Source organism: Arthrobacter sp. E70 (assembly GCF_058266945.1).
The window spans coordinates 27,331-39,096 of the sequence record NZ_JBYQFR010000009.1; the positions used below are offsets into that span (position 1 = coordinate 27,331).

An 11,766-nucleotide genomic window follows, 5' to 3' on the forward strand; every position below is an offset into this window, starting at 1 on the left:
GTTACTTCTCCCAGGGCGCCTTGATGGGGAAGTACTTCTCCAGGAAGTCGGTAACCACTTCGGCGCGTTCGTCGGCACTGACCTCCGGGAAGCTGCCGTCGTTGAGGCAGAAGAAGTCCATGTTTCGCTTGGCCAGCAACTTGGGCAGGTACTTCAACCCGGCCCGCATGGTGGTGTCAACGTAGCGGACCTTCGCCGCTGTCTGCGTGACGGCCCGGCCGGTGAGCAGCGCGTAGTAGTGGTAGAAGGAATTGGTGACGGAGATGTTGTCTGCCGCGCGGAAGCGGCTGGCGGCGGTCTTCCGGAACTCCTCCGGGAATTCCTCCTCCATCTGGGCCACCAGGCTGCGCCGCAGGGGAGCGGCGGTGTGTTCCAGGTGGCGGGTGGTGATCCGGCCGAACCGGTTCCACAGGAGCTTGCGGTTCACGCGGGCGGCGTTTTCGAAGCCGCTGCGTTCGGCGTCGTTCTCGCCCAGGCCAATCCGGGTCTCCGCCTCGATGAACTTGGTGATGCCGCCGGGGGTGAAGAACATGTCCGGGCTGACGGGCCGGCCGAAAAACATGTCGTCGTTGGAGTACAGGAAGTGCTCGGACAGGCCTTCGATGTGGTGCAGCTGGCACTCCACGGCCTGGGAGTTGTGCGTGGGCAGCACGGAGGGGTCGGCGAAGAACTCCTCGCTGCGCACGATGGTGACCGACGGGTGTTCCGCCAGCCAGGCCGGCGCGGGGGAGTCCGTGGCGATGAAGATGCGGCGGATCCAGGGCGCGAACATGTACACGGACCGGAGTGCGTACTTGAGTTCGTTGATCTGCCGGAACCGGGCTTCGTGGTCATCGCCCTCACCCAGGACGTGTCCCTTTTGCTGGGCGCGGCGGGCGGCAATGTATTCCGGGGAGCTGCCGTCCACCCAGGAGAACACCAGGTCGATATCGAAGCTGATGTCGCTGGCGTGGTCGGCGAACATGTTCTCGATGGTGGGCCAGGTGTGGCCGTAGCGTTCCACGGTGCCGCGGACGGCGTCCTGCCGCAGCAGGGTGCGGCGGGTCAGGGAGTTCTCGATGGGGAGGATCAGCTGTTCACCTTCGAAGGACCACAGCTCGATCTGGACGCCGGCTGAGGCGCCGAACTCAAAGCCGCCGACAGGTTCCACACGGGGCCGGTAGAGGCGGAAGATGCGTGCCTGCCGGTTGGAGGACAGGTCGCCGTCGGCCACCAGGACGGACGTCTTCTTCTTGGCGTCCACCGTCATGGAATAGAAGGGTTCGTCCCGGCAGGCCTCCACCAGGGCGGCGCGGAGCTTTTTCCGGTCCTTCCAGTCCAGGGCGATGACAGGGCGGTCGTTGTTGCCGCGCACCAGCAGGTATGCCAGTTCCGCGTTTACCAGGATGTTGCGCACGAACAACAGGTCTTCCACCATGGCCTGGTAGGGAGTCCTGGTGTCATTGATCAGGGCATAGCGGCCCTTGTGCCGGACAACGTCAGGGCGGTGCCTGAGGCGCTGCTCAGCTGCCGCCGAGGTGATCTCGGAATGGAATTGTTCCTCTACGGACGCTTGGCCGCCGTAGTAGACCTCGTCCTGGACAGGTGCTTCTGTAATGGGATTCTCCGTGCTGGTGGAAGTGTGCATTCTTACCTGCATGATAGTCCTGCCCGGATAACGGCAGGTTTCGGGCGCCGTCCGGAACCTGCCGCAGGTTCCGGCCCCGCTGCCGGCCGGAAGCAGCGTTCGACGGCGGGCGGCGGCTTAGATGCCCAGCGCTTCCCGCCAGCCGCGCAGGAAGGCCCCTCCGGCGTCGTCATGGATCACCGAGGCTCCCAGCCCAAGGTCCGCGGCCGTCAGCACCTGGTACGGCTTGCTGGGCACGCCGTCCGCCGGGCGGACGTCCACGTGCTTCACTGCGTGGTCGTTGTGGTGCAGCCAGTCGGCCATCGCATAATCGGTGCGGGAATCTCCCACCGTGCGCCAGGCCTGCGGGGTGATGCCCTGCGCGGCCAGCAGCTCTACCGCCCGGCTGGCGCCGAGGTCCTTGCCCAGCCGCACGGACTCAATGTCCGTGGAGATGATGGTGGGGTCCACGCGGTAGTCCACCTCGTCGTCGGAATTCGGTGCGTGGTGGTCCAGCCGGACCACGCCCAGCCCATGGCGGCCCATCAGCTCCATGGCGTCCGCGTCGAACAGTTTCTGCTCGGCGAGGTACTCGGCGCTGGGCACGCCGATGTGCTGCTCTACGGACACCATGGCCCGCTTGGTCTCGTCGAAGAACATGTGCGCCGCGTAGTCCTCGGCAACCAGGCGGCGGATGTCGTCACCGTACGCGGCCGGCACGGCCAGCTCCCGGTCAACGTGGACCGGGCCCGGACCGGTGGAGGTGTAGCTGAACCACACGGCTCCCTTTTCGCAGATGGCATGGATGACGGTCCCGGCCGGGATTCCCGCCGCGATCATTGGCTCCATGACCTGTTCCCGGATGAACGCATCCGAGCGGCCGGTGTTGAAGATGACGGGAATGCCCGCCGCGGCGAGGGCCACCAGGTCCGCGATGATGTCCGGTTTGACGTCCCTGGTAACGGGGCTTGCCACCGGCCCGTCCACATCCAGCAGGAGCGCCAGCGGGGGCGTCGACGGCAGGCGGGTTCCGGGCGCGGACACGGCGGGGGACTCGGAGACTGTCATGGGTCCATTCTGTCAGCAGTGCCCCCATTTGCCGGGGCCGCCACCGCGAACGCGGCCCTGGATGACGCATGGTCACTGTTTGGCTACAACCTCGGGCGGGCGCGCCCTGCCACTTTCCCTGCGGCTGCTCGGTGCCTAGTGTGGCAGGGTGATATTCAAAGCTGTGGGCGAGGGCCGCCCTTACCCCGACCATGGTTACAACACCCCGAAGCAGTGGGCGTCCCTTCCGCCGCGTCCGGTCCGGCTCGATGAACTGGTCACCACCAAGCGGACCCTGGACCTGGAGGCGCTGCTGGCCGAGGATTCCACGTTTTTCGGGGACCTGTTCCCGCACGTGGTGCAGTACCGGGGAACGATGTACCTGGAGGACGGCCTCCACCGCGCCGTCCGTACCGCCCTGCACCAGCGCACCGCAATCCACGCCCGCGTCCTGGTGCTCGATGGCTAGGCGGCGGCCCAAGGACCCAGACATCCTGCACGGCCACCACGTAGTCAGCGGGCCGGAACTGCGGGCCGCCATGGAGGCCGCCCGGGACGCCGATGAAACCGTCCGGGTGCGCCGCCGCGTGCTGCATGGCGTGGTCCTGGTCCTGCTGATCGGCCTGATCGCGGCCGCCATCATCCTGGCGCTCGCCATCATCAACGGGCGGTTCAAGATCCCGGCTGCGGAAACGGCCCCAACGCCGGTCTCATCCTGCCCGGCGTCCATGTTCGACTACACGCCGAACGACAAGATCAACCTCAATGTCTATAACTCCACCAGCCGCCCCGGGCTGGCCCGCACTGTGGCGGACGAACTCCTGGCACGGAAGTTCGTGGTGGGGGCGGTGGGCAACATCAACGCCGGCTACCGGGGCGCGGCGGCCGTGGTGTCCGGTGCTGCCGGCCAGGCCGCGGCCTTCAGCGTGCAGCGCAATGTTACGGGTTCGGACTACTTCCAGGACGGCCGGACGGACGCCAGCGTTGACCTCATCCTCGCCCACGACTACAAGGCGCTCGTCCCGCCGGAGCTGGTGGACCAGACACCCGGCAAGCTCAGCTGCCCCCGGGAAAGCCGGCGGATAGCGGACAGCGATAAGTGGCCGGTCATGCCGACGGCGGCGCCCACACCCTGACGCGCTTCGCCCCGCCTGGCCGCGGACTCAGCCGGCCGCCGCTGGAAGGGGACCGACCCGGACGGGCCGCCCGCCGTCGTCGAACCTGGCGCCGGCGCCGAGCTGGATGAAACGCACCGTCCGGGCCACGCGCGCCTCCAGTTCAGACGGTTCATCGCTGCCCCGGGCCGCGCTCGAGGACAACGTCCCGAGGATCAGCTGCGACTGCTGCCCGACGTCCGCCACGGGCAGGTAGCCCTGCTCCATGCCGTCGCGAAGAATGTCCTGCAGCAGGACGCTGAGCTCGCCCACATGGTCGGACAGCTTGGCAAAGGACGACGGCGACAGCACCGCACCCATGGCAGGTCCCGGGGGGAGGTGGCGGCGGCTGAGGTCCACCACCTGGGCGCGGACGTACAGGGCCAGCCGGTCCACCGGATTCTCCAGCCGCCCGAGCGCGTCGCGAAGGTCGGAGAGGAATTTCTCCGTCTCGTCGAGCGCATAGGAAATCAGCAGCTCTTCGATGTCCGCGTAGTAGTTGTACACGGCGGTCCGGCCCACGCCCGCATGCCGCGCCACGTCCGTCATGGTCAGGCCGGGGAGGCCATGCGAGAACAGCAGCTCGCCGAAAGCGGTTAAGATCCTGCGCTGCGTGCCCGCGCGCTGCTCGGCGTTGCTGGCGGCTGTAATCCTGGGCATACAGACACTTTACCGCGATGTGTCAGTAAACCTAGACGGAACACCCGTCCGGGCCACATGCTTCCGCCTCACCGGAGTTGACCAGCACCAGGGGGTTGGCGTCCTGCCATGCCTGGTTGAGGGCTGCGGTGAAGGTCTGGACGGGCTGCGCGCCGGACAGGCCGAACTTGCGGTCGATGACGAAGAACGGCACGCCGCTGATGCCCAGGGCCTGGCCCTCGCGGAAGTCGCTGCGCACGTCCTCCGCATATTTGTCCGTGGTGAAGAGCTCCTCCACCTCCTCGGCCGGGAGTCCGAGGTCATTGCCGAGGACCGACAGGTAGTCCCGGCTGCCGATGTCCTTGCCGTGCTCGAAATGGTCGCTGAGCAGGCGTTCCTTGGCCGCGTCCTGCTTCCCGTGCGCTGCGGCGAGATGGATCAGGCGGTGGGCCGTGAAACTGTTGGCCACCACCACCTGGTCGAAGCGGTAATCCAGGCCTTCGCCCTTGGCCTGCTGCGCCACGTGCTCGAACATTTGCGCCACTTGCTGCGGCGGCATCCCCTTGCGGGTGCTCAGGTACTCCAGTTCGGTGCCGTCGTAGTGCTCCGGCAGCGTGGGGTCCAGCTGGTAGCTGCGCCACACCACCTCGACGGCGTCACGGTGCGGGAAGTCCGCCAGCGCCGACTCGAAGCGGCGCTTTCCAATGAAGCACCAGGGGCAGGCAACGTCAGACCAGATCTCAATCTTCATGGTTTCCATAACCGGCCCGTTCCGGGCGCCATTCCTGTGCCCGCTATGACATCGGCCACATTGGGTCTTGTCTCGGAGCCGGTGCGTGGTAGATAGTCGGAGCAGAGGTCAAGCAGCGGGCCCTTTCACAGCGGAAGCACCGCGGCAAGAGCGCCCCGGTGGAATTCCTGCCCGGCCAGCTGGGGAGCCAGGCCTGTCACCCTGGGAGGCCAGGAATGCGCATTGGACTGGTTTCGGGACCATGGATTCCCGTTCCACCTGCAACCTACGGCGGCACCGAAAGAGTGGTGGATACCCTTGCCCGGGGCTTCGCGGCTGCCGGCCACGAGGTGCTGCTCGCAGCCCCAACCGAGAGCGAGTGCCCCGTGCAGCTCGTTCCGAACATGCGGCCGGCCGACTATGACGGACTGGGAACCACCATCTCCGAACTCAGCCACGTCACCAGGGCTTACGACGGGCTGCAGGACGTGGACGTCATCCATGACCACACGCTGACGGGTCCCCTGTACATGCACAGGCCGCCCGGGGTTCCGCTGGCCACCACCATCCACGGCCCCATCAATGCGCAGGCAGCCGACATCTACCGGGCTGTTGCCCGGAACGCGGCAGTCGTGGCGATTTCCCGGGACCAGGCCTCCCATGCGCCCGATGTTCCGGTCACCCGCGTCATCCATCACGGAATGGACCTCTCCCGCGTGCCTGTGGGAACCGGCAGCGGAGGCTACCTGTGCTTCGTGGGCCGGTCATGCCCGGACAAGGGATTGGTGGAGGCCATTACCATCGCCCGGCAGGCCGGGATGCACCTCAAGATTGCGGTCAAGATGCGGGAAGAGGAGGAGGTCCGCTACTTCCGGGAAGTCATCGAACCCAGGCTGGGACCCAACGAAGACTTCGTGGGAGAGGTGGACGACGCCGCCAAGTACCAACTGATGGGCGAGGCCGTGGCGTTCCTGAATCCCATCCAATGGTCCGAGCCGTTCGGCCTGGTCATGATCGAAGCGCTCGCCACCGGAACGCCGGTGGTCGGTACGCGGACAGGCTCTGCCCCGGAGATCGTCAAGCATGGGCGGACGGGGTTCCTGGGCGAGACTGGAGAACTGGCTGCGCTCGTGCCGGCGGCCGCGGAACTGGACCGGGCGGCGTGCCGGAAAGCGGTCGAGGAGCGGTTCACGGCCGAGCGTATGGTGGCCGACCACCTGCGGCTTTACAGCGACCTTATTGAAGGCAAGGCGTTCCCGGGGGTTCCGAACGGCGACCGGGTGCACCAAAATCTATAGAGGCATTAATGCTTCGCCGGATTCCCCCGGGCAGCATGCCGCCTGAGAAGGGAGTCTCCCATGACCGCCTGGAACGCAGACAACGAAGCCTCCGTGTCCGATTCGGGCTCGGTGACGGTCCTGGAGGGGTCGTCGTTCTGTATCTCGTCCGGCAGCGGCGACATCAGTCCCGAGGGCGGCACGAACGGCGCGTTCTTCCAGGACACCCGCATCGTCTCGCGCTGGGTGCTGCGCATCAACGGCTCGCTCCGTGAGCCGCTGTCCGCGCAGCGGCCGCATCCGTTCGAGGCCACGTTTGTGGGCCGGGCCAACTGGCCCGGCGGCAGGTTCGACAGCCCCCTCGTGGTGCGCCAGGTCCGCCACATCGGTCCTGGGATGCAGGACGACATCACGCTGGAAAATTATGCGGCGGAACCTGTCGACTGCGACATCGAGCTTTTGGTGGACGCGGACCAGGCGGATCTCTTCGATGTCAAGGGTGGACGTGCCACGGGCGCCGATGACACGACGCGGAGGCTGGACGAAGGGCGGCTGGTCATCGAGGCCTCCCGGCATGGCCAGCAGCGCGGGTCCGCCGTGGGCGCCCGGGGCGCGGAGGCCAGTACCGACGGTCTCCGCTTCCACGTGACGGTCCCTGCCAGGGGGAAATGGGCCACCAGCATCATCGTGGTGCCGCTGGTCAACGGGGAAGCGCCGGACAAGCCTTTCCGCGAAGGGCAGCTGCCGCATCACCGCGAGGGAGTACGCCGGCACCTTGACTGGGAAGAGGGGATTCCGCGGATCACTATCGAGGACGCGGGCCTGCAGGACCTCCTCAACCGCAGCCAGACCGACCTCGGTGCCCTGCGCATCTTCGATGCACACCACCCTGAACGGGCCGCCGTTGCTGCGGGGGCGCCCTGGTTCATGGCGCTCTTCGGGCGGGACTCGCTGCTGACGTCGTACATGAGCCTGATGGTCAATCCCAACCTGGCGCTCGGCACGCTGCAGACCCTGGCCGGCATCCAGGGCAGGAAGGTGGACCCGGACTCCGAGGAAGAACCCGGACGGATCCCGCATGAAGTCCGGCTGGGCGTGACGGCCGGCCTGTCCCTGGGCGGCACGGCGTATTACGGCACGGTGGACGCCACGCCCTTGTTTGTGGCGGTCCTGGGTGAACTGAGCCGGTGGGGCCTGTCCAGGGACAAGATCCAGCCGCTGCTGGCGCATGCGGACCGGGCGCTGGAGTGGATCGAAAAATACGGCGACAAGGACGGCGACGGATTTGTCGAATACCTGCGCCCCAACGACCACGGCCTGGTCAACCAGGGCTGGAAGGATTCCTGGGACGGCATCAACTTTGCGGACGGGACCATCGCCGAGGCACCGATTGCCCTCTGCGAGGTCCAGGCCTATGTCTACTCGGCCTACCTTGGCCGGTCCCTGCTGGCCCACTGGGACGGGGACACCGCCCTCGAGCAGCACTGGGCAGCGCGTGCGGCGGCCTTCAAGGAGGAGTTCAACAAGAAGTTCTGGCTGCCGGACAAGGGCTACTTTGCCGTGGCCCTGGACAAGGACAAGCGACCCGTTGACGCGCTGACCTCCAACATCGGCCACTGCCTCTTCACCGGCATCGTGGACGAGGACAAGGCCCAGTCCGTGATGGAGCACCTGATGTCCCCGCAGATGTTCACCGGCTGGGGCATTCGTACCCTTGCCTCGGACATGGGGGCCTACAACCCTGTCAGCTACCACAACGGTTCGGTCTGGCCCCACGACACGGCCATGGTGGCCACGGGACTGATGCGCTACGGCTTCGTGGACGAGGCCAAGCGGGTGGCGCTGGGAATCTTCGACGCCGCAGGGCACTTCGATAACCGCCTCCCGGAGCTTTTTTGCGGTTTTGACCGGGGGGAGTTCCCGGGTCCTGTGCCGTATCCCACGGCGTGCTCGCCGCAGGCGTGGGCTGCCGCGGCGCCGGTCCAGCTGGCGCGGATCCTGCTCCGGTTCGACCCCGTCTTCACCCGCGGCGTGGTGCATCTGGCCCCGATCCTGCCGGAGATCGTTGGCACGTTCCGGGCTGAAAACGTCCTCCTGGACACCAGCCGCGTCACCATCACCGCCGCCGGGACACAGGGCGGCATCGAAGGGCTGCCGCCCGGGCTCAAACTGCTCAGCAAGCCGCGTCCCCCGTTGGCGTACCCGCCGGACGGGGTGGCGGCCGGTGCAGGCCGGGGGCTGGACGAGTCCGGGGCCTGACGGCTTCCAGGAAGACGGCGTGCCCGGCAAGGTCAGGGCAGGGCGCGCTCCAGCACGAAGTCGTGTTCCACCGTGCTGCCCAGCCGGAAGGACTTGGTGCCCACCTTGCGGAAGCCCGACTTTTCGTAAAAGCGGATGGCGCGCGCGTTCTGGCTGTTGACTCCCAGCCACGCGGCCAAACCGCCGGCGGCTGCGGCAGCCTGCAGGCTGGCGTGCATGAGCTCGGCCGCGGCGCCGAGCCCGTGGTAGTCCGGGTGGACGTAGCACTTGCTGATCTCCACTGACGGCTGGAGGGTCAGGGCGGACGAAACATCGGGGTCCGCCGCGGCCCGGTTCACCAGCAGGCTGTACCCGTTCAGCCGGCCGCCGTCGTCGAGCACCAGGACGGTGGTGTCCGGGTCGGCGAGGTAGCGCTGGAAGTGCTTTTCGCTGAGGGTGTTGGCCAGGTGCGCTGCAATGTCCGCAGGTGACGACGACGGCGGGCAGGCGAGCGGGAAGGTGACGGCCGCCAGCTCGGCCAGCGGGCCGGCGTCGTCCGCTGTTGCCTTGCGGATGGTGTGGGCCATGCGCTCTCCTCCTGTCAGGCGGTGATGGTGCGGATGGGGGAGCCGGCGAGCCAGGCGGACACGTCCTCCAGCGCGCCGCCGTAAAACTGCCGGTAGCTTTCCTGCGTGACGTAGCCGAGGTGGGGCGAGAGCACCGTGTTCGGCGCGGCCAGGAGCGGATGCCCGGCCTGCAGGGGTTCCTGGTCGAACACGTCCAGGGCGGCAGCGCGGATCCACCCCTCGTTCAGCGCCCTGACCAGCGCTTCCTGGTCAATCAGCGGTCCCCGGGCGGTGTTTACCAGAATGCCGTCCGGACCGAGCAGGCGGAGCTCGGCCTCGCCCACAGTGTTTTCGGAGCGTTCGGACAGCCGCAGGTGGAGGGTGGCGACGTCTGCGACGGTGAACAGTTCCTCCTTGGACACCAGCCGCGCCCCGGCCTCAGCGGCTGCCTCCGCGGTCAGGTTGGCACTCCACGCCACCACGTCCATCCCGAACGCCTGCCCGTAGGTGGCCACCCGGCGCCCGATCTTGCCCAGCCCAACGATGCCGAGGGTCTTCCCCGCCAGTTCGACGCCCACTGTGGACTGCCAGGTGCCGGCGCGGAGGGAGTTTTCCTCCGCGGGCAGGTGCCGGGCGGCGGCCAGCAGCAGGGCCCACGTCAGCTCCGGCGCGGCGGTGGGTGAACCGGGGGTCCCGCACACCGTCACCCCGTGCTCCGCCGCTGCGGCCATATCGATGGAGGCGTTGGCCATTCCCGTGGTGACCAGCAGTTGGAGGGCCGGCAGTTTCTCCAGCACCTCGCGCCGGAAGGCGGTCCGCTCCCGCATCGCGACCACGATCGTGGTGTCCGCCAGCGCCGACACCAGGGCATCCCGGGAAGTAAAGGGTTCACGGTAGGTGGTGACGGTAACGCCGTCGGCCTCCAGGGAAGCCCAGTCGGCGAAGCCGTGGGCCACGTCCTGGTAGTCGTCAAGGATGGCAAGGCGGTGCGGCATGGCGGGTCCTTCGCAGTGTCCTTCGGCCGGGGTCACGTTCATCGTATGGCAGGGCCGGCGGCGGGGGTGCCTCAAACTCCCGTAACCCGCGGCATGATAGCAATGGGAGTGATGAAACTGCGCCCATTCCCGATTTTGCCCCTGTGAGCGGCCGGCTCCTCTCCCGCGTACCAAACAGCTGGATCCTGCTGGCCTGCATCGGGCTGCTCGCGCTGAACCTGCGTGGCCCGTTTGTTGCCGTGGCCCCGGTGGTGGACCTCATGCAGGGGGAGCTCCATTTTTCGCCGGTCCTGCTCGGCCTGCTGACCAGCATCCCGGTGCTCTGCTTCTCGCTGGCCGCGCCCCTGGCGTCCCTGGCGGCGAGGAAGTTCGGTGCCGAAGTGGCCGTGACACTGACCATCCTGGGGGTGCTGGCCGGGGTGCTGGTGCGCTCCGCCGGGGGTCCCGTACTGGTGGTGGCCGGAACCGTGCTGATCGGCGTGGCCATCACGGTGGGCAACATCGCGGTGCCGCTGATCATCCGGCGGGATTTTGCGCCGCGCCGGCAGGGGACCGCGATGGGCATCTACACCGCGGCACTGAACATCGGATCCTTCCTGACGTCGGTGGCCATGGCTCCGTTGGCCGCCGCCGCGGGGTGGCGGCTTGCGCTGGGGTCCGTGGCCGTCCTGGCCGTTGCCGCGGTGGCGGTGTGGGTCCTCGCAGTGGGGCCGCGCAGCGCATTCCTGCCGGCCTGCGAGGACGGCGCCGACGGCGCGCAACTGGCCCCGGTGAACGGCGCCGGATGGATCACGGCCGGACTGACGGCGGGCTTCGGTGGACAGGCGTTTTCCTATTACGGCGTCACGGCGTGGCTGCCCAGCTACCTGCACGACGAACTGGCCATGTCCGCTTCGGAGGCGGGGGCGGCATCCTCGATCTTCCAGATCCTTGCGATCCTGGGCGGCCTCGGCGTGCCTTTCGCCGCCAAATACATGAGTACGACGGCGGTGGCGGCCACCCTGGGAGCGTTGTGGCTGCCTGTTCCGGTGGGGCTTCTTTTCCTGCCGCAGCTGTGGTGGCTGTGGTCCGTGTCCGGCGGCATCGCCCAGGGCGGCGGGATCACCCTCATATTTATCGCCATCATCAAGCTGGCGCGCGACCAGGCCTCCGCAGGCCGGATGTCCGCCACAGTCCAGGGCCTTGGCTACTGCCTGGCCGCCGTGGCGCCCCCGCTGCTGGGCTTCGTGCACGACTCCTCGGGGTCGTGGACGCCGGCCCTGCTGGTCATCCTGGTCTCGGTGCTGACCTTCTTCGCCAGCACCACCCTGTCCGTGCGGAAGGTGCCCAAGGGGCGCTAAGGCGAGGCGCCGCCGTCGGACGCGTCGCCAACATTCCAAACGCCCCATCACTTACCGCAGCAAATACGACGACGCCCCATCACTTATCGCAACAAACGCGACGAAGCCCGCTCACTTTCAAGGGAAAGTGAGCGGGCTTCCGACGTGGTGCTCCGTTGCCGGGCCAGCGCCCCG

The 11,766-nt window shown here is 67.5% G+C and carries 11 protein-coding genes; 5 read left to right on the forward strand and 6 right to left on the reverse strand.

The window, feature by feature from the left end; translation table 11 throughout:
* Window position 1: 1 nt before the first annotated feature.
* Window positions 2–1,639 carry a stealth family protein gene (locus tag AC3IMC_RS12920; RefSeq protein ID WP_490918947.1) on the reverse strand — a complete coding sequence of 546 codons (1,638 nt, stop codon included), beginning with the start codon at window positions 1,637–1,639 and terminating at the stop codon, window positions 2–4.
* A gap of 105 nt (window positions 1,640–1,744) precedes the next feature.
* Window positions 1,745–2,674 (reverse strand): Cof-type HAD-IIB family hydrolase, encoded by a 930-nt coding sequence (locus AC3IMC_RS12925; RefSeq protein WP_490918948.1) that lies wholly within the window; start codon window positions 2,672–2,674, stop codon window positions 1,745–1,747.
* A gap of 148 nt (window positions 2,675–2,822) precedes the next feature.
* Between AC3IMC_RS12925 and AC3IMC_RS12930 the strand changes: the two genes are divergently transcribed.
* Together AC3IMC_RS12930 and AC3IMC_RS12935 are read left to right on the forward strand one after the other, a co-directional pair.
* On the forward strand, window positions 2,823–3,122 hold the full coding sequence (locus tag AC3IMC_RS12930; RefSeq protein WP_221385451.1) for a type II toxin-antitoxin system VapB family antitoxin: 300 nt from the start codon (window positions 2,823–2,825) through the stop codon (window positions 3,120–3,122).
* Window positions 3,115–3,789, forward strand: coding sequence for a LytR C-terminal domain-containing protein (locus AC3IMC_RS12935; protein WP_490918949.1), 675 nt, complete (start codon window positions 3,115–3,117; stop codon window positions 3,787–3,789). The genes AC3IMC_RS12930 and AC3IMC_RS12935 overlap by 8 nt, the downstream gene beginning before the upstream one ends.
* 27 nt (window positions 3,790–3,816) lie before the next feature.
* Here AC3IMC_RS12935 and AC3IMC_RS12940 read toward each other — a convergent pair whose 3' ends face one another.
* Complete coding sequence (locus AC3IMC_RS12940; RefSeq protein WP_490918950.1) at window positions 3,817–4,467, reverse strand: TetR/AcrR family transcriptional regulator; 651 nt, start codon at window positions 4,465–4,467, stop codon at window positions 3,817–3,819.
* Between the two features lie 31 nt (window positions 4,468–4,498).
* On the reverse strand, window positions 4,499–5,197 hold the full coding sequence (locus AC3IMC_RS12945) for a DsbA family oxidoreductase (RefSeq protein ID WP_490918951.1): 699 nt from the start codon (window positions 5,195–5,197) through the stop codon (window positions 4,499–4,501).
* A 215-nt stretch (window positions 5,198–5,412) separates the two neighbouring features.
* On the opposite strand from AC3IMC_RS12945, the gene AC3IMC_RS12950 reads away from it, so the two are divergent.
* On the forward strand, window positions 5,413–6,474 hold the full coding sequence (locus tag AC3IMC_RS12950; RefSeq protein ID WP_490918952.1) for a glycosyltransferase family 4 protein: 1,062 nt from the start codon (window positions 5,413–5,415) through the stop codon (window positions 6,472–6,474).
* A 60-nt stretch (window positions 6,475–6,534) separates the two neighbouring features.
* Complete coding sequence (locus AC3IMC_RS12955) at window positions 6,535–8,712, forward strand: amylo-alpha-1,6-glucosidase (protein WP_490918953.1); 2,178 nt, start codon at window positions 6,535–6,537, stop codon at window positions 8,710–8,712.
* A gap of 32 nt (window positions 8,713–8,744) precedes the next feature.
* On the opposite strand, the gene AC3IMC_RS12960 is transcribed toward AC3IMC_RS12955, so the two are convergent.
* Window positions 8,745–9,278, reverse strand: a complete 534-nt coding sequence (locus AC3IMC_RS12960; protein ID WP_490918954.1) for a GNAT family N-acetyltransferase — start codon at window positions 9,276–9,278, stop codon at window positions 8,745–8,747.
* 14 nt (window positions 9,279–9,292) lie between these two features.
* The gene (locus AC3IMC_RS12965; protein WP_490918955.1) at window positions 9,293–10,252 is read right to left on the reverse strand and encodes a D-2-hydroxyacid dehydrogenase family protein; all 960 of its coding nucleotides are present in this window, start codon (window positions 10,250–10,252) and stop codon (window positions 9,293–9,295) included.
* A 143-nt stretch (window positions 10,253–10,395) separates the two neighbouring features.
* Between AC3IMC_RS12965 and AC3IMC_RS12970 the strand changes: the two genes are divergently transcribed.
* Window positions 10,396–11,592, forward strand: coding sequence for an MFS transporter (locus AC3IMC_RS12970; RefSeq protein WP_490918956.1), 1,197 nt, complete (start codon window positions 10,396–10,398; stop codon window positions 11,590–11,592).
* The last annotated feature ends 174 nt before the right edge of the window (window positions 11,593–11,766 follow it).